Source organism: Streptomyces sp. NPDC014894, assembly GCF_043080985.1.
Classification (GTDB): Bacteria; Actinomycetota; Actinomycetes; order Streptomycetales; family Streptomycetaceae; genus Streptomyces.
Map to the genome: position 1 here is coordinate 601,020 of NZ_JBIBWD010000002.1, position 18,763 is coordinate 619,782.

Annotated in this window: 7 protein-coding genes and 1 pseudogene; 5 read left to right on the forward strand and 3 right to left on the reverse strand. The window is 73.0% G+C overall.

Translation table 11 applies throughout. The features are described 5' to 3' along the window. The first annotated feature begins 136 nt into the window (after nucleotides 1-136). The 3 genes and pseudogenes from ACF089_RS06650 to ACF089_RS06660 all read left to right on the forward strand — a co-directional run bounded on the left by ACF089_RS06650 (nucleotide 137) and on the right by ACF089_RS06660 (nucleotide 2,392). Nucleotides 137-771, forward strand: a pseudogene (locus ACF089_RS06650) (ATP-binding cassette domain-containing protein). Beyond that, complete coding sequence (locus tag ACF089_RS06655) at nucleotides 768-1,634, forward strand: metal ABC transporter permease (protein WP_392022719.1); 867 nt, start codon at nucleotides 768-770, stop codon at nucleotides 1,632-1,634. Before ACF089_RS06650 ends, ACF089_RS06655 begins: the two are co-directional and overlap by 4 nt. Further along, the gene (locus tag ACF089_RS06660) at nucleotides 1,592-2,392 is read left to right on the forward strand and encodes an ABC transporter substrate-binding protein (RefSeq protein ID WP_392022722.1); all 801 of its coding nucleotides are present in this window, start codon (nucleotides 1,592-1,594) and stop codon (nucleotides 2,390-2,392) included. The genes ACF089_RS06655 and ACF089_RS06660 overlap by 43 nt, the downstream gene beginning before the upstream one ends. A gap of 242 nt (nucleotides 2,393-2,634) precedes the next feature. Here the strand turns inward: ACF089_RS06660 and ACF089_RS06665 are convergent, their stop codons facing one another. Further along, nucleotides 2,635-3,522, reverse strand: a complete 888-nt coding sequence (locus tag ACF089_RS06665; RefSeq protein ID WP_392022724.1) for a lytic polysaccharide monooxygenase — start codon at nucleotides 3,520-3,522, stop codon at nucleotides 2,635-2,637. Nucleotides 3,523-3,771: 249 nt separating this feature from the next. Next, nucleotides 3,772-5,865, reverse strand: coding sequence for an SMI1/KNR4 family protein (locus tag ACF089_RS06670; RefSeq protein ID WP_392022726.1), 2,094 nt, complete (start codon nucleotides 5,863-5,865; stop codon nucleotides 3,772-3,774). Between the two features lie 189 nt (nucleotides 5,866-6,054). Here ACF089_RS06670 and ACF089_RS06675 point away from each other — a divergent pair, with 189 nt between their 5' ends. Next, nucleotides 6,055-7,413, forward strand: a complete 1,359-nt coding sequence (locus ACF089_RS06675) for a cytochrome P450 (protein WP_392022729.1) — start codon at nucleotides 6,055-6,057, stop codon at nucleotides 7,411-7,413. Nucleotides 7,414-7,594: 181 nt separating this feature from the next. On the opposite strand, the gene ACF089_RS06680 is transcribed toward ACF089_RS06675, so the two are convergent. Then, nucleotides 7,595-9,919, reverse strand: coding sequence for a SpoIIE family protein phosphatase (locus ACF089_RS06680; protein WP_392022732.1), 2,325 nt, complete (start codon nucleotides 9,917-9,919; stop codon nucleotides 7,595-7,597). A 1,378-nt stretch (nucleotides 9,920-11,297) separates the two neighbouring features. Between ACF089_RS06680 and ACF089_RS06685 the strand changes: the two genes are divergently transcribed. Then, the gene (locus ACF089_RS06685; protein WP_392022733.1) at nucleotides 11,298-18,695 is read left to right on the forward strand and encodes a LamG-like jellyroll fold domain-containing protein; all 7,398 of its coding nucleotides are present in this window, start codon (nucleotides 11,298-11,300) and stop codon (nucleotides 18,693-18,695) included. The last annotated feature ends 68 nt before the right edge of the window (nucleotides 18,696-18,763 follow it).

The following is an 18,763-nucleotide window of genomic DNA, read 5'->3' on the forward strand; positions in this document are numbered from 1 at the left end:
GGCGGCGCCGGACCGGCCATCACGGGAAATCACGGCGAACGCCGGGGAACCCGGCCCGTCCGCCGTCCGACTACCTCGGTTGCCTGGCCGAGCAGCGGCCGAAACCGCTCCGCCGCGGAGGGATGGGGGACATGCGATGGGTGGGCTGGACATCACGATGCGCGAGGTGGTCTGCCGGCACGGGCGGGTGGACGCCGTCGCCGACGTGGATCTGAAGGTCGGGGCGGGTGAACGAGTCGCCCTGACCGGCACCAACGGCTCGGGCAAGACCACGCTCCTGCGGGCGGTGCTGGGACTGCACCGCCAGGTGACCGGTTCGATCCTGGTCGGCGGACGGGACACCCGGACGCCGGCGGAGTGGGTCCGGCGGCGCCGGGTCTGCGCCTGGATCCCGCAGAAGCCGGCGGCCGGGAGGTTCCCCCTGCTCGGGTCCGAGCTGCTGGAGAGCAGCGGCGCGGCCGAGGAGGCCGGGCGGGCGGCGGAACGGCTCGGGGTGGGCCCGGTCGTCGGGCGACCGCTGCACACCCTCTCGGGCGGGCAGCTCCAGCGGATGTACCTCGCCCGGGCGATCGGCTGCGTCGCGGCGGGCGCACAGGTCCTGCTGGCCGACGAACCCACCGCCGCACTCGACTTCGCGGGCAGGAGGAGGCGGCGGACGTGCTCACCTCACTGCCGGTGACGCTGGTCGTGGTGACCCACGACCGCACGCTGGCGGACCGCTGCGACCGGCTGCTGGAAATGGCCGCCGGCCGGCTGCGGGAGGTCCGGTGACGCTCGCCCTCGCCGACGTCGGCGCCCTGCTGGAACTCGCACCCGTACAGCGCGCCGGACTCGCCCTGTGGCTGGCCGCCGTCGGCCTGCCCGTCATCGGCGTGATCATCGTCGGGCTGGACATCATGCCGGTCCGGTTCGCGATGATGCACGTCGCCCTGTTCGGCATCGCCGTCGGCATGCTCACCGGGCTCGACCCCATGCTGTGCGCGCTCGCCGCCTGCGCCCTGGCCGGTGCGGGCGTCGCCCCGCTCGCCGCGACCCCGGGCGGTCTGTCCGGGGCGATGGGCCTGCTGATGAGCCTCTCCATCGCGGCGGCGCTGCTGCTGCTCTCCGTCTCGGGAGTGAACGCGTCCGGAGCGTTCGCCCTGCTGTGGGGCTCGATCCTGTCGGTGGGCACACCCGATCTCATCGTGCTCGGCATCCTCGCGGCCGTCGTCCCCGGGCTCTTCTGGTGGCGTCGCCGGGACATCGGACTGCTGCTGTACGACCGTGAGCTGGCCCACTGTTCCGGCGTCCCGGTACGGGCGCTGACCGCCGCGCTCCTGGTCCTGGTCGCCATCGCCGTCGCCGGTGCGATCAAGCTCACCGGCGCCCTGCTCGTCGACGCCCTGACCCTGCTGCCCGCCCTCGCCGCCCGCCGACTGGGCTCCTCGCTGAAGTCGATCACCCTGTGGGCGGTCGGCATCGGCGTCGTCGTCAATCTGACGGGCTTTCTGCTGGCGCTGTGGCTGGACTGGCCGCCGGGCCCGGTACTCGTCCTGACGGCGGGGAGCCTGGTCCTCGCCGTCCACTGCCTACCCGAACGGAGAATCGGCTCATGGCGCGCACCCGCGTCCGCATCCCTGCCCTCCTCGCACTGACCGTCCCCCTGCCCCTGCTCACGGGCTGCGGCGACGGCGGCGGCCCATCCGCCGACGCCGGGCACGCGCACCAGGGGAAGCCGGCGGTGGTCGTGACCACCACCTGGGAAGGCGGCATCGCCAGGGCCGCGGGCGCCGAGGACATCGAGGTCATCGTGGAGCAGTCGGTACGCCACGCACCCGACTACGACCCCAAACCCTCCGACCTGGTCACCGTCGCCGAGGCGGACTTCGTGCTCTACGCCCCGTTCGAACCGTACGCGGCGGAGATCAAGGAAGCCGCGGGATCGAAGGCGAAGCTGGTCGAGGTGAATCTCGACAACGACCCCGAGAAGCTGAGCGCCGAGGTCGCCCGGCTGGCGGGTCTCTTCGGCACCGAGCCGGCCGCCGAGCGGTGGAAGAAGGACTTCGACGCCGAGTACGCCCGGCTGAACAAGGATCTCCGGGCCGCCTGGCCCGGCGGCAGGAGCCCGGTCGTCGTCAGCCAGGTCTTCACCGCCTGGGCGGCCAAGCTGGCCGGGGCCACCACCACGGGCACCTTCGGCCCCGAGGCCGTGACCCCGGCCCAGCTCGCCGAACTGTCCGCCAAGAAACCGGCCCTGGTCCTCGACAACGCGCACATGTCGACCGGAACGGTCCTGCCCGACTCCGGCGCCGAGCAGATCACGATCGTCAACTACCCCGGCGACGACCTCGATCTGATCTCGGTCCACCGCGACGCCGCGGCCGAACTGAAGAAGGCCATGAAGGACTCCTGACCCGCCTCCACCGCGACCGGAACGGCGGAAACCACTGCCGTTCCGGCGCGGCCGGCCGAGCGGGTCCTCCGCGGGCCCCGGGACCGCCGGGGCCCCCGGCGGGCGAGAACGGCCTCCGCCCGGTTCCGTGCCGCGTTCAACGGGGCACTCGACCGGTACGAAGGCCGTCGCGGGCCGGCCGCGCACCACCGCGATGGCCGGTGGGAGGCGTTCGCGGTGGTGTCACACGGCCTGGAGTCCGGTCAGCCCGCCCTGCGGCGACCGCGGCCGAGGAGCAGGGCGCCCACGGCGAACAGGGCCGCGCCCGCCGCCCAGGTCACGGTGGCCGCCGACGAGGAGCCCGAGGTCCGCGCCTCGGCGGAGGCCAGAGCGGGCGCGTGCTCGTCCCCGCCGTGGCCCGCGTGGCTGACGGTCGAGCGCGACGCGCCTGCCTCGATCTTCGCCTCGGTCGGAGCCTTGCCCGTGGTCGTGCCCGCGCCCGTGGACGCCGACGACGTGCCGAAGACGACGTCCGAGCATCCGTAGAACGCCTCGGGGCTGTCATGCCGCTGCCAGACCTTGTAGACGATGTGACGGCCCGTGCGGGCGGGGAGGGTGCCGGTGAACCGGTAGTAGCCGTTGTCGCTGGCGCGCGGCGTGGAGTAGGTGGCCGCCGGGGTCGGGTCCAGGTCCGACCACTTCAGCGGCTTCGTCGGGTCGAATCCCTGCTTGGTGATGTACATCGTCATCGTGCCCAGATGGGCCGCGGTGATCCGCACATTGAAGTTGTAGGAACCCGAGGCGACCGCCGTGGCGGGCCAGTCGGTCCGGGCCCAGTCCAGGGCGCGGAACTTCTGGCGGTTGGCGGAGCAGAGCTTGCCGTCGGGGATGATCTGCTGGTGCTTGCTGTCGGCGTTGGCGATGTTCACCTCGTTCCAGTCGTACAGCGGCTGGGTCCCCGAGTCGGCGACGAGGTCCTTGCAGACCTGGGACTTCAGCGTCTCCGGACCTTCGGCGAAACAGGCGCTCACACGGCTGACCGGACCGAAGACGGAGCCGTGGGCGCTCGCGGGTGAGGGCGTGAGGGTCAGTAATGTCGCGGCGGACGCGACCGCGGAGGCGGCTGCGAGACGGCGGCGGGTGGCAGACATGGCGGCTCACTCTCGTACGTGTAGGGGACGTCGAAAGGCTGGTGACAACACCGCCCCGCGCGTGGGGCGTCGGGGCGGTGGGCTGCTCCAGCAGGATCCCATTGGTACATACCAAGAGCAAGAAATGTTCGTGCGGGTAGCCCCCTCAGCGGGCTTCTCCCGACCGGGAACCAGGAGGCCCGGGCGACGACGACCCACCACCCTGGCGGCCGTCACGGAGTATCGCGCGGTGATTGCGGCGCCGGTGACTCAGGGCGCTTCCTCGTCGAGGGCGTCCGACGGGCCGAAAGAGGTGCGGCCGATGACGACATAGGACTCGCCGGGACCCGGCGGACGGATCCACGAGCGGGTGACGAAGCTGTGCAGTGGGCCTTCCAGCACGGCGGTGCGCGGCAGGCTCAGGCCCAGCGCGCGCTCCAGGGCCCCCAGCGCGCTCCTCGCCCCCGGCAGCCCCCGGGCCGGGGTGTTCGGGTCGTCCGCGTCCCTCCCGCCGTCCTCGTCGCCCCGCCACTCCCCGGCCGTCCCCGGGAAGCCGTCGAGCGCCGCCCACGGCGGTATCTCCCCGGTCCAGTGCGGCTCGACGTCCCCGGCCGTCACGGAGAACGCGCACACCTCCTCCCCGTCGACCCCGACGGAGAGATGGAAACGGGTCCGGGCCCGGTCGAAGGCGTCGACGCTGTGCCAGACGACCACCGCCCTGGTCCCCTCCGACGCGACAGCGGCCGGGGAGACGAAACGCTCCTCGTCGAAGCCCTTCGGATCGCCGTCGAAGGCGAAGCTCCACCCGGGGGCCGCCTGCCCGATCAGGGCCAGGGCGCGATCGTCGTACGACGTACTGCCGAGCCCCAGGCCCAGCCCGTAGTCCGCGTCCCACCTGCCGAGGGGCGGATACAGCCCGTCCGGCCCGGGCGTCACTCGCCGCCGGGGCCGGCCGCCGGGCCCGGGGCCGCCCCCGTCCGGGTCCTTGAGACGGGCCGGCAGGCCCGCCGGATCGGGGTCCGCGACGAACACGGCCCGATAGCCCCCACGGAGCCGTTCCCCCACCTCGTCCTCCAGCCAGGAGAGACCCGCCGGATCGTCCTCCGGGAGCGTGTCGGGCCATCCTCGGTCCGGCCGCGCGAACTCGCCCCGGGGCAGGGCGAGCAGCAGCCGCCTCCGCTCCGGGGTGATCACCGGACCCAGTACCGGATCCGCGAGCAGTCCCAGCGGCGCCAGATGGTCCGGGCCCAGCGGCCGCCAGTGGGGGAGCGCGGCCCACAACAGCCGCCACGCCTCGTTCCACCGGCCCCAGCGGGCAGGCTCCCGCGCCTCGTCGGCCGCCTCCCCGAGCGGCCCGTCGCCCCTGAAGCGGTACGTCCCCTCCCGCGCCGCCCGCAGCGCCGCCTCCGCCCCCTCCAGCGCCTCGGGCGTCGTACAGCGGGCCAGCAGCGCCCACGACTGGTCGTAGCCGTAGTGCCGTTCGGCGGCGGCGAAGCCCGCCGCGGCCGCCGGCAGCAGATCGGGGGCGTACACCGGGTCGACCGCGAGAGGGTCGAGAGAGCTTGCCGGGGCCTGTGCCGACAGCAGGCACTCCAACTGCGCCCTCAGCAGCCCTGCCCTCGGCCTGCCGTACCGCCCGGCGTCCCGCAGCAGGGTCAGGGCCTCCTCGTGCTCCCCGCTCAACGCGGCCCGCCGGGCGCGCTCCACCACGGCATCCTGCGCCCGCGTCGTGTCGTTGGCGAACGGCGGTCCCTCACCGTGAGCGGCCTTGTAGGCGGCCGAGCTGTGAAAGGACCGGTACTGCTCCACCATGTAACGGCGGAAGGACGGAAAGCGGTCGGGCGGCGCGGCACGCCAGGGCGCCCATTCGTACACCGCCCATTCGCCGTCCGCGTCCCGGTCCAGCGGATCGATCAGGACGATCGTCGCATCCGTCTCCGCGTCCAAGTGGAACGCCCGGTGCCACATCCCGGCCTTCAGGAGATGCCGCGACGCGTTCTCGTCCAGGTGCTCTTCGAAGACCTCTTCGAAGACCTCGGCGAGGTCGTAGGCGTTGTTGTGCGGATGGATCTCCCGGGTCCCGGCCAGCCGGTAGACGGGGTGGTCCATGGGCCGCCAGCCGTCGCTGATCCGCAGGAACGCCTCCAGGGACGGCGGCAGCCGATGGCCGATCCGCTTCTCCAGCGCGGCGATGTCCGCGTCCGAGGCCCCCGGGCATCCGAGCCACCGGGCCGCAATCAGCTCCGGGTCCGACTCGTCCGGCTCGTCGGGGTCCTGTGCGTCCGCCCACTCCCCGCTCCAGCGGGTGAGGAATTCCCGCCAGTCGAAGGGGGTTTCGGCCGTCGTCTCGTCCGTCGAGGTCATAGGGCGATGGTGGCACCCGCCACTGACAACGGGCCCCGCCGCCGGATCAGTTCGTCCGCGGTCCGGCGGACCGGGCGGGCGCGGCCGGTTCTTTCGGAGGGGGCCGGTCGTTCCCCGGAGGCGGGGCACTCTTGTGTGTCGGGCCGGGGCCGTTCCGGCCCGTGCCGATGTCGAGGAGGAGGCGTGGTCATGGAGATTCCCGGGCCCGAGCGGCGGGCGGACGGCGGTCTCGGCGCGATCGCGGACGCGGGTGGGCTGCATCTGTACCAACTGCGGCTGCACGAGGAGTACGGGCCCGTCGTCCGATTCCAGCTCCCGGGAGCGGACACGGCGGTGTCGATCGCCGATCCCGTACTGCTGGAGGCCACGGCGCACCTCGACGAGCGGCCGGAGCGGCTGTTCGCGTTCCTGGAGCCGCTGTTCGAGACGGGCAATCCGCAGGTGATGCCCGCCGGGGAGCACGCCCCCTGGCGGCGTCTGCTGCTGTCGGTGCCGGCCGGCCGGGCCTCTCATGAACAGCGTCTCCCGCACTTCACCGCCCTGACGGTGTCGCTCGCGGACCGCTGGGCCGAACAGGCCGGCGACGCCGAGGGGGACGACGGCCGCCCTGTCGGGCTGCAGAAGGATCTCACCGCGCTGTCGCTGCGGATGATCTGCGCGTACGCCCTGGGCGGCGCGGAGATCACCGACCCGGAGCGGGTCGTCTCCGCGTTCGAGGACATCCTCACAGCCCATCTGGGCAGGCTCTACCGGACGCCCGGGCCGGTCACCCCCGAGGAAGCGGCCGAGCGCGGACGGGAGGGGGAGCGGGCCGAAGCGGCTCTCGTCCTTCTCCGAAGGACGGTCGACCGGGTGATCGCGGCGCATCGCGGCGGCCGCGGGGGCCGCAGCGATGTCGTCGGGGCCCTCGTCGAGGCCGGTGAGGAGCCCGGGCGGATCCGCGACACCGTCATGGTGACGATGCTGGCGGCCCACCACACGACCGGCGTCGCGGTCTCCTGGGCCCTGTATCTGCTGTCCCGACACCCCCGGACCACCGAGCGCGTCACCGAAGAGCTGGACCGTGTCCTCGGCAACCGGGCAGCGCCCGGGTACGCGGATCTCCGCCGGCTCGTCCAGCTGGAGATGGCCCTCAAGGAGGCGACGCGGCTCTGCCCGCCCGGCCCCTACGGCGCACGGCGGACGGACTCGGCGCTCGTCGTCGGCGCGTACGAGATCCCGGCCGGCGCGACCGTCTTCTACCCCTTCTGGGCCGTCCACATGAACCCCGAGTACTGGCCCGAACCGGACGCATTCCGTCCTGAGCGGTTCACCCCGCAGGAGAGCGCCGCACGGCCCCGGCTGGCCCACATCCCCTTCGGGATCGGGCCGCGCGCCTGCGAGGGGGCGCGCCTGGCCATGGTCGAGGCCATGCTGATCCTCGCCGTGCTGCTCAAGCGGTTCCGGTTCCGGCTCGTCCCCGGGCACGAGGTCGTCCCGGTCGAACGGTTCGTCCTCTGGGCCGCCGACGACATCCGCATGACCGTGGGCCTCCGGAACGCCGTCTGAGGCCCTCTGCCGGCCCGGCGCCGTGTTCTCTCGGACCGGCGGGGGCGCGGAGCGGCTCCAGCAGCTGACCACGAGTCGCCGCCGGTGAAGCGGACCACCGCCGTCCGCCGCGCGGCTCACGGTGGCCCGTGCCCGCGGTGTGCATCCCGGCCGCGCCGCTCCGGCGGACCGCCTGCGGCGATCACGGCAGGGGCGAGTGGCGGATCAGCAGGATCGCCACATCGTCGTATCCGGGATGGGTGAAGGCCTCCGAGACGAGGAGGTCGGCGAGATCCTCCAGGTCGGCGGAGCCGTCGGCGGTGCGGGCGTCGCGCACCCACCGGCCGAACGCGGTGGACACCGCGGCCACGGCCTCGTCGTACGGTCGGTCGGGCCGGTCCACCAGGCCGTCCGTGTAGAGCAGCAGGGCCTCGCCGGGCCGGAGCTGTCCGTGGAAGACCGGATATCCGTCGTCGGACGCGTAGCCGAGGGGGAGTGCGCCGGGCACGTCCAGTTCGCGGACGGTTCCGTCGGGGTCGGATTGGAGCGGGCTGGGGTGGCCGGCCCGGACGATCTGGAGCCGGCCGGCGGGCGGGGTCACGTCCACGATGCAGCAGGTGGCGAATCGTTCCGTGTCCAGGCCCCACAGGGTCTGATTGCCGCGTGCCATCAGGTGCTCGGCCCGGTAGCCGTCCGAGGAGTGCGCCCGCAGGGCGGTGCGGAGCTGTCCCATGACCCCGGCGGCCTGTGCGCTGTGCCCCTGGACGTCGCCGATGACGAACGACGCGCCGCCGTCCTGGCGCGGCATCATGTCGAACCAGTCGCCCCCGACCTGCATGCCCTGGGCGGCGGGGAGATAGCGGGCGGCGATCTCGAAGCCGGGCAGCCGGCCCAGCGCGCGCGGCATCATCAGTTCCTGGAGTTCGGTCATCCGGTGGCGGTAGACGTCGGAGAGCCGGGCGCGGGCCAGGGACTGGGCGAGGAGGCCGCCGACGGCGGCGATGATGATCTGGTCGTCGGAACCGAAGGCGCGCGGTTTCTCGTAGGAGATGAGGCAGGTGCCGACCGTGCCGTCCGCCGAGGTCAGCGGCAGGATCACCCAGGCCCCGTGCTCGCGGCCGGGCCGTACCGCCGGGTGGGGGAAGCGGTGGAGGTACTCCGCGCGGGTGCGGAAGAAGAGGGGCTCGCCCCCGCGCAGGGCGGTGGCCATCGGGCCACCGTCCTCCACGCCGAACAGCCGCAGCCGTTCCACCGTTTCCTCCGGATAGCCGGCCGCGCCCGCGAGCAGAAGGCGTCCCTCGTGTTCGAGATGGATGGCGATGGCGTGTGCGCCCAGCTCGGGCAGCACGGTGCCCTTCATGGCGTCGAGGACGTCCTCGGTCGTCAGCGCCGCGGCGAAGGCGCTGGTCGCGCTGAGGACGAACTCCCTCCGGGCCTCGCGCCGGGCCGCGTGCTCCCGCTGCTCGGTGATGTCCCAGACCACGCCGATCATGGTCCGGGGCCCGTGGTCCGCCATCCGCTCGACGGTGCCCTTGGCCTCCAGCCAGTGGTGGCTGCCGTCCGGCCAGACGGCCCGGCACACCACGTGGTACTCGCCGGTCTCCAGACTCTCCTCCATGGCCCGGGCCACGGTCGCCCGGTCGTCGGGGTGGATGGCCTTCTGGAAGGTCGAGATACGGGAGTCGAAGTCCTCGGAACCGATCCCGAACAGCTTCACCGTGCGCTCGTCCCAGACGACCGTGTCCGTGTCGATGTCCCACTCGAAGGCGCCGATGTCTCCACTGGACATGGCGAGTTCGAGCCGGGTGCGGCGGCTCAGCCGGCCCGCCGCGGAATCGGCCGCCGCCACGCCGGCGGGCGGCTCCGAGCGCTCCAGTGCGAGCAGATGCTCCAGCCGGTGCGCGAACACGTCGGCCACCATGGTCAGCAGCTGGTCGTCCTCGGGGCTGAGCCTGCTGGACCTGGGGAGCCGTACGACGAGCCCGCCGAGGCACCGGTCGTCGACGAGCAGGGGCAGCGCCACGTAGTCCATGGCCATGTTCAGCATCCCGCCGAGGTCGGGATACCGGGCCATGAGCTGCTCGGCCGTGCCGTAGACGGTCCTCCGCTCCCGTACGGCGACGGCCAGCGGCAGCGTGGAGTCCGGGGCGACCACGGGGAACCGCTCGGCGAGGCCCGTGCGCATGCCCTGGTGGCCGGCGAGGCGGAGCCAGCCGTCCTCGTCGGCGATGAAGACGGCCCCCGCGTCCGGGGTGATGCCCGCGAGCGCCACATCGATCGCCGTGGCCAGCAGTGTGTCCGCGTCGGGGCAGCTCAGCAGCCTGATGACGCTCTCGCGGAGCGTGGGGCCCGGGGAGCGGGACCCGGCCCGGGAGCCCTCCGCCGGGGGCCTTCCCGGGCGGGTCCGAGCGGGGGAGGGGCCGGCGGCGTCCTCCTGGGCGTCCGGCGAGGGGGCAGCGACCCCGGCCGGGGCGGGGGGCCGGGGCGTCGGCGCCTCCCCGGCGCCGGAGCTGTCCTGCGCTGCCACTGCCCACCTCCTCGCTCGGAACGGGAGCCCGAGGCCCGAAAAGCCCAGGCCGACGCCTTGCGCCCGCACGGCAGGGCCCGCGCCGACTCGGCCGGACGATCCTCCCGGGCCGACGCGCCCATCGGTCCGCCGCTGTCGATGTAGAGCTATGTCGATGTAGAGCTATATCGACCATTTTGCACCCCGTTCGTTGAGTCTGTGCTGTGAGCACCGGGCTGTGAGCACGAGGCTGCGGGCCCCGGCCCCGGCGGCCGCGGGCTCAGGCCGCCGTCAGCGCGGCGAGGGCGCGCCCTCCGGAGGGCCCGAGAGACCGCTCGCCCGATTCGGTAGCTGCAGGCAACCATGGTCGCGGCGTCCGTACGGCGGCCGGTACGACGGTCACCCGGTCGGCGACAGCGCCGGACGCCGCCCCGCTCCCGGAGGCCGGACAGGCGGACTGCCGGTACTGATGCCGCCGGGCGCGGGGACGGCCGGGGCCGGCGTCGGCAGCGGACGACAGCGCAGGAGCCCAACCCCGGCGACCGTCACGAGCCGCCGGGCGCGTGCCCGTGCGGTGGTCCTCGCGGGGTCTCCTCCCGGTTCGTGGGACCGCCTCGGCCACGTATGCCCCGGCCGGCGTGCGAGCGGCGGCCCCCGGGTACAGACCGCCGGCCCGCTGGTCAGAGCGGCGATTCCGCCAAGAGGCCGACCGGCGCCGCAGACGCCCCGAGCCGCCGCCTCCAGCGCCGAGCCGCACCCGCGTCCGCACCCGCGTCCGCGCCCGCCGGGCAGCACGGCAGCAGCGGGGACACCGCCGCCCGGCCGTCCTGGAGCGCCTCCGCCGCGTCATGAGCCGGGCGGAGCCCGGCTCCCCCGGCGCCCTGCCCGGCGAGCCCGGCGGCCCGCTCCGGCCAGTGCGCGGGCTCGCCGCCCGGTCCGCCGGGCCGGGCCCCCGGCGATCACCGGACCGTGCGGACGCGTCAGCTCCGCCGGCTTCGGGCGGTGCGGGGCCGGAGGACGCCGAGGAGCACCCCGGGGCGGGCCGGCGCGAGGGGGCCGCGAAGGGCGCCGGCGACGCGGATGAAGTCCGCCGCCCGCCCCGGCCGTCGGGCCCGGGCGGGCGCGTGCGGCCCTTCGGGGCCGTACCCGAGGCGGCCGCCGGCGCGCGTGACATCGCTCAGCTGAACGTCGCTAGCACTCATGCACGAACATAGCCAGACGTACATCCATATTTTCGTTCTTCTATCGGCCATTGGCGATCTGTTCGATGTACGGCGTGCGCGACAGCGTGCTCGACTGGCGTCGGACTCCCGCTCAGACCACGCGGCCGTACGGCCGAGGGTTCGTCATGCCCACCGCTCTGCCGTGCCCACGGGCACGGGTGAAGGACGGATGACCGATGACAGCTGATCAGAGTGTGCTGAAGATCTACAGCGACCGGACCTACGCCCAGACCACGATGGTGCGCCACCAGGGGACCGCTCTCGCCTTCGCCCTGGACGACCGGCGGCGGATCGTCTACACCGTGCTGGACCTCTCCGCGTACGACGAGAAGCGCGGCGAGCTGGACGCCGCGTACTGGTCGGAGAACCCGGTCGAGCTGCCGTTTCCCGACGAGATCGTCAAAGTCGGCTACGCCCTGGTGGGCGCGACGGCGATGCCCGTGGTCAAGAGAGGCGGCCGGGCCGAGGCGGCGGAGGGCCAGGAGCTCTTGCCGGAGGAGACCGACGCCTTTCTGTCGAGCACCGCGCGGCTGACCGCCCCGGCGCCGTTCCAGGTGACCTCGGACGGCACCCATGTGGTGGTGCTCCGCCAGGCGATCGGCGCGGCCCACGCGGACGCGGTGTTCGCCCTGGCCGGGGGCGGCTCGTCCGGTGACGCCTCGCGTACCGACTTCGTCACCGCCGCCGGCGGGGCGAAGGTGCCGGTGGTCGCCGACACCTTGCTGTGCGACCGGTTCCTGCTGGTCGACGGCCGGCTGAAGCCGGTGTCGGAGGTGCGCTACCGGCGCAGCAGGCACAAGAGCGAGCCGGAGTCCTCGAAGGACAGCCTCGGCGCGACCGACATGGACGGCAAACCGTTCCACGAGCCGACGCAGGAGCTGGCGTTCGTACGGAATCTGACCGAGGGCCGGTTCGCCGCACTGCTGACCCCGACCACGGTGCAGGGACATCAGCGCTGGCAGTTCTTCGCCCACAACGGGGCGACCCGGCGGATCGACTCCTTCAACGTCGAACAGGGCGAGGACGGGCTCTTCAACACCCAGGGCAGCCGCTACTGGACCAGCCCGAGCGCCGACTACAAGGGCTCGGTGTTCGAACGAGCCCCGGGCGCCTGCCCTTTCACCGGACTCCCGCTGGTCCCGGTCAGCCCGGAGAACCGGCTCGCCGAGACGGCGCTCCAGCTGAACGGCGCCAACGCCTACGTGGACCTCGGCGCCGCCGCCGCGCTGAAGTTCCAGGGGAAGCCCTACGCGGTGGAGGCCTGGGTCAAACCGCAGACGGCGGGCGGTCCGGTCATCGCGCGCTGGGCGGGCTCGGGCCAGGGCGGATTCCAGCTGCGGATCACCAACTCCGGTCAGGTGGTGCTGGACCACAGCACCGGCTCCGTGACCTCCAGCCAGACCGTTCCGGCGGGGACCTACGCGCACATCGCGGCCTCCTTCGACGGCACGGTCGCCACCCTGTACGTCAACGGCGCGTTCAGCGCGAGCGCCACGCTCGCCTATCCCACCGACGGCAACGCCTCGCTGCGCATCGGCTCGGCGCAGTCCGGCGGCTTCTTCAGCGGGGTCGTCGACGAGGTGCGGATCTGGAACCGGGCCCGCTCGCGGAGCGAGCTGACGGAGGAGCGGTCCTACCGGCTGATCGGCAATGAGCCGGGGCTGATCGCCTACTACCGGCTCGACGAGGGCTCGGGAACGGCGGTGTACGACCAGACCGACACGGCCGCGCTCGGCACGGTCACCGGCGCCGCGAGCTGGGTCACCTCCGAGGCCCAGGTGAGCGACCACCCGGGGGTGCGCCGGGACAGCTTCGGCGTCGCCGGCCGCGACGTGATCTCCGGTCTGGCGGCCTCCCTCTACTACCAGCAGGAACAGCTGGCCTCCGGCTACGAGGACGCGGCCAAGCCCGCCAAGCGGCAGGCCCGGGTGCTGCTGGCCTTCGCCACCCGCCCCACCGGGAACGCGACGGCGGACGCGCACATCGCCGCCCTCGACTTCGGGGTCGGCGCGGACGGGCGGCTCGCCGCCGTACCGGACGTGCTGACCCTCGCGGACATCGACCGCCCGACCGCGGCGACCAGCGAGCAGGCCACCGCGAAGTCGAACGCGGTCGGCCAGCTGGAGGCCCAGGCCGCGACCGTCCAGACCGAGATCCGGAATCTGGAGACCGAGAAGGCCGGCCTGGAGTCGGAGATCGCCGCGGCGAACGCGGCGGCGGCCCACGATCCCACCAAATGGTCGGTGGAGCTCCGGGCGGCCACCGGCGCGGTCTACGACGCCGAGACCTCCACCTGCCTGTCGAGCCAGACCGCGACCGAGGGCCAGCCACTGGCGCTGCTGCGGAACCCCGTCGCCCAGTGGCAGCTGCGGCCGGTCCCCGGCAGCGCCCCCGCGTACGGAAATCCGACCTGTGTGCTGGTCAGGGTCGGCTCGGACAATCTGGTCGCCGAGCCGGAGAACACCACGGCGGGCGCGGCGGTCAAACTGGTCCGCCGGGTCCTGACCGGGACCCTTCCCGCCTCCGCGCAGTGGTACGTCCGGGGAGGCTGGGGCTCCGACCTCCAGCTCCAGAACGCCGCCGGCGGCCTCTGGCTCGGCGCGGGAGTCCAGGGGAGCGAGCAGCAGGCGCGGCGATTCCGGGTCGAGAAGATCGCGCTCCTGCCCGACGCGGCCCTCCAGACCAAGGTGACCCGGGTCGCCACGGTCACCACGACGCTGGAGCAGCGCGGCCGTGACCTCGCCGCGAAGTGGGCGGAGATCAGGGCGGGCCGCGAGGAGCTGGCGCGGCTCACCAACGGGCTGATGGGCGCGGGCGACCTGGTGCTCCCGGTGCCGCACATCGGCATCGACGCGAGCGGGCTGAGCAGCGCGGGCGGACTGCTGAAGTTCGCCCGGGGCTCGTCCACGCCCTTCCTCCTGGACAGCGCGACAGGCCGGGTGGTGCTGTACTTCCAGGGCGCGAACAGCCAGTTCTTCGCCGCCTACCTCGACACCACCGCCGTACGCGGGGTGCAGCAGCTCGTCGGCGGCGGCCTCACCGCCCTCTTCACCGCCCGCGACCCCGGCGTCGATCTCAGCACCACCCAGATCCGCGTCACCGACTCGACCGTGAACAACGCGGCCGTCCCCGGGCTCTGCGATCTGACCCTCACCCGGGGGACGGAGACGGAGACCTTCGCGCGGCTGCCGCGCCGGGCCCGGGATCTCGCCGCCGCCGTCAACGGCGAATCCGAGGAGCCGGTGCAGGTGGGCACGGTCGCGAGTGTCTCCGGCGATGTGGTGACCCTGACCCAGGCGAGCCGCCTCGCCGTGCCCGCACCCTCCTATGTGCGCATCGGGACCGGCAGCCATCTGGTGAACACGGCCGCCGCCGTGGGGTCGACCACCTTACGGGTGGTCCCCGCACCGCCCGGCGGAATCACGGCCGGCACCCCCGTGTCGCTCATCCGCTACGACGCCGACCGCGCCGCCTCCTCCCGGCCGGGGGCATCGCTGGCCGAGGGCTCGCGCTGGATCACCGTCAGCGCCGACAAGGGCGACCTCCCCGTGCCCAACGGCACGGCGACCCCGCAGGCCCCCGGATACGGCAGCCGCTGGCGCGGCGACTCCCCGGGCCGCGCGTTCGCCCTCGACGGCTACTCCCACCGGCTGTCCCTGCCGGCCGACCGCCTCGACCGCGTCACCGTCACCGGCGACCTCACCGTCGAGGCCTGGGTCAACTCCACGACCGAGGCGGTCGGCAACGCGAAGATCCTTCAGCTGAATCGCGGGAGCACCAGGGCCGGACTCGCCCTGAACACCGACACGATCGCCGGAGGGCTCGTGCTCAACGGCGTCGACGTCGCCATGGCGATCCCCGGCGCGGACCCCACCGGCACGGACTTCACCATCGAGTGCTGGCTCAGGCGCACCACCGGGCGCACGGTGTACGACACCATCGTCGCCGTCGGCGCGAACGGGCTGAGCGTCGGCTTCACCCATACCGGCGCGTTCCGCTTCGCCTTCACCGGGCAGGAGCTGACCACGAGCACGACCTACGCGGACGGGGACTGGCACCACTGGGCGGTCACCTTCGACCGCGCCACCCGCGCCCAGGTCATCCTGCGCGACGGCGTCGAGGTCGCCCGCCGCACGGCCACCGCCCTCCCCAGCGGCACCGGGCAGCTCATCGTGGGCCGCACCGACAGCGGCGCCACCGTGCACTTCTCGGGCCGGCTCGCCGAGCTGCGCACCTGGAGCACCGCCCGGTCGGCGGCCGACATCCTCGCCGACCGGAACCGCCGGGTCTCCCCGAAGGAGCCCGGGCTGACCGGGGCCTGGAGCTACGACGGCGCCCGCCCCCAGCTGAGCCAGTTCCCCGACTCCGGCCCCCTGGGACGGCACGGCGGGGTCTGGGGCGCGGCCGCGGCGGCCGACTCCGCGCTCAAGGGCCACCGGGTGATCGTGGGCGTCGGCGACAAGTTCCGCAGGAGCCGGGAGATCTACCCGAACGGCGAATGGGCCCATCTGGCCGTGGTGTACGAACAGTCCTGGGCGCTGTCGTTCAACGGCTCCTCCTGGGCGGAGACCCCGGACGCCGACACTCTCGACGTACCGGGGGATCTGACGATCGAGGTGTTCGCCGCCGTCGACGCCATCGGCGGCCGGCAGGGCCTGGTCTCCAAGGGGCGGCTCGGCGACGGCTCCGGCGGCAGCGTCCCGTACCAGCTCGCGGTACGGCCGGACGGAAAGCTGGAGTTCGCGTTCGAGGAGCCCGGACCCACCGTGAAACGCTTCACCTCCACCTCGGCCATCACCGCCGGCTTCCGGCGGATCGCGGTCGTCCGCAAGGCCGGCCGGTCCACCGAGGAGATCAAGGGCGCCCGGCAGATCACCTACACCGACACCAACGGCCAGACCCAGACCAAGAACATCGACGTCGTGGAACGGGTCGACGCCAAGGCCTGGGACGACATCCGCTTCGTCGTGGACGGCGTCGAACTCGGCACCAGCCGCTACACCGGGCCCGGCCCGCGCGGCAACGACGGCGCGCTGGAGATCGGCCGCGCCCGGGAGGGCACCGCGGTCCACGGGCTGAAGGGCGCCGTCGGCGAGGTCCGGATCTGGGGCAGGGCCCGGGAGACCAATCAGCTGGGCACCGCGATCCAGCCCCGTGACGAAGGACTCCTCGCCCGCTGGACCTTCGAGGAGAACGAGGGCAGCACCAGCGCCGACGCCGCGGGCGGACACGACCTCAAACTGCACGGCGCGACCTGGGCCGCCGACCCCAACCCGGCCGCCGGCTCCCTGGTGGTCCACCGCAACGGCCAGGCCATCCCCTGCGAGTCGACCGCCCTCAACCTTCTCAACGAGTGGGGCGACGAACAGCTCACCCTCGGCTCGTCCTCCAGGAACGGGAACTTCAACGAGTTCCTGGGCGGCACCCTGGAGGAGGTACGCCTCTGGCGCACCGCCCGCACCCCCGAGCAGCTGCTCGACAATCTCTTCACCCGGGTCAAGGGCGACAAGCAGGACCTGCTGGCCTACTGGCCCTTCGACACCGACTCCCTCACCACCACCGCCGACATCGTCCGCGACCACTCCCTGCGCGGGAACGACCTCGCGATCGGCACGGCCAACACCCAGCCCCGTATCGTCCTGTCCACCGCTCCGGTCTCCGCCGACACCGCCGCCGTGCGCTCCGCCCTCACCGGGGTGCGCACCGCGTTCCACGAGCAGATCTCCGCACCGCCGGCCGCCGCCGAGTACGCCGACCTCCAGTACACCCGCGGCGGAGAGGCGTACGGGGTCCTCAAACGCTGCTACTCCCAGCTGGCGAACGGCGTCTGGCGGCTCACCACCGGCTACAAGGTCGGCGACCTGATCAGCGAGTGGGTGAGCCAGGTCCAGTTCGACCCCCAGCTCATCGGCTACATCGAGGGCGCACCGCCCGTGCCGTCGGAGAACCTCACCGGCGGCACCGACCCCACCGGCTGCTCCAGCGTCACCTTCCAGCAGGCCGACGAGGTCACCTCCACCCTCTCCTCCGCCCGTGAGCGCAGCGCGGACACCGCGTTCAGCGTCTCGGCGGGCAACGAGGTGGACGAGAGCCTGCTGCTGATCATCGCCCCCCTCGGGATCGGCACCGCCGCGCCGGCCGTGTCGGCCTCGCTCAAGGGCCGGATCGGCGGCAGCTTCGAGTTCTCCAACGGCTGGACCGACGAGACCAGCGTCTCCCAGGGCACCAGCACCGCCCGCGACACCTCGGCCACCCTCACCGGCAGCTGGGAAGACCCCAGCCGCCCCCTCAACAGCGACATCGGCCGCCGCTTCGTCCCCGCGAACAACGGCTACGCCCTGGTGCAGTCGGAGACCGCGGACGTGTACGCGCTGCGGCTGGCCCACTCGGGGGCGCTGGTGGCGTACCGGATGCTGCCCAACCCGGACATCCCCAAGGACTGGAACATCATCTCCTTCCCGATCAACCCCCAGTACACCAAGCAGGGCACGCTGGACGGCGCGGTGGGATTCAACGCCCAGGGCAAGGTGCTGGACCCCGCCTACGCCAACGCCTCCCAGCGCGGTGAGCACAGCTACTTCAAGCCGCGCGAGGCGTACGCGCTGAAGCGGCGGATCCTGCGGGAGCGGCAGCAGCTGGAGAACTACTACGACAGCGTCTCCACCGAGACCCATGACGCGGACCCGACCGCGGAGCGGGCGGCGAAGGTGCTGGAGTCCGTCGTCGGCGGGGCGCCCGGGACGCCGGAGAAGAGCGCGCCGAGCGAGTCGTCGGGATCCTTCGCCAACCGGAACATCGCCAACACCTATGTGTGGACGGCCGACGGCGGCTTCTTCGCCGAGACCACCGGGACCGTGGACGTCGTCAGCGAGACCACCGGGGGCTCCTACAGCTTCTCCGGCGCGGTGACCGCGTCCCTGGAGGGCTCCTTCGAGGTGGCGGGCATCGGCATCGGCTTCCAGCTCGACGGCTCGGTGGGCGGCGGACTCACCGTCACCCGCCAGCGCTCCAAGGAGGCGACCCGCTCGCACAGCCTCGCGGTGGAGTGCAACCCGACCCGGGACCTCCAGAGGTACGAGAACGGCCAGCCCAAGTACGACACGGCCGGCAAGCCCGTCCGGGTCCCCGGCAAGGTCGACGCCTACCGCTTCATGACCCTCTACCTCGGCCAGGACACCACCCACTTCGACGACTTCTACAACAAGGTCGCCGATCCGGTCTGGCTGGCCAACAGCACCGACTCCAACGCCGCCGCCCTGCGCCAGGCCCGGCACAGCGACCGCAGGCCGCCCTGCTGGCGGGTGCTGCACCGGGTCACCTACATCTCCCGCATCCTGCCCGCCGTGCCGCCGCCCGGAGCGCCGCCGGTGGAGGGGACGCTGCGCGGCGTCGACATCCAGAGCAACTACGAACTCGTCCGCCGCCTCGATCCCTACATCCGCACCGCCACCGACTCCACCGCCGACCTCGCCGCCGCCACCCGCACCGCCCTCGCCGCCCACCTCCCCCAGCTCCTGCCCCACGCCACGGAGATCATCGGCTTCTTCGCGGACTACTACGGGATCAACGACTGAACCACCCGGGACGACGGGATCGGCCACCGCCAGGGGCGGCGGCCGATCCCCGCTCTCCGTCTCGCGGT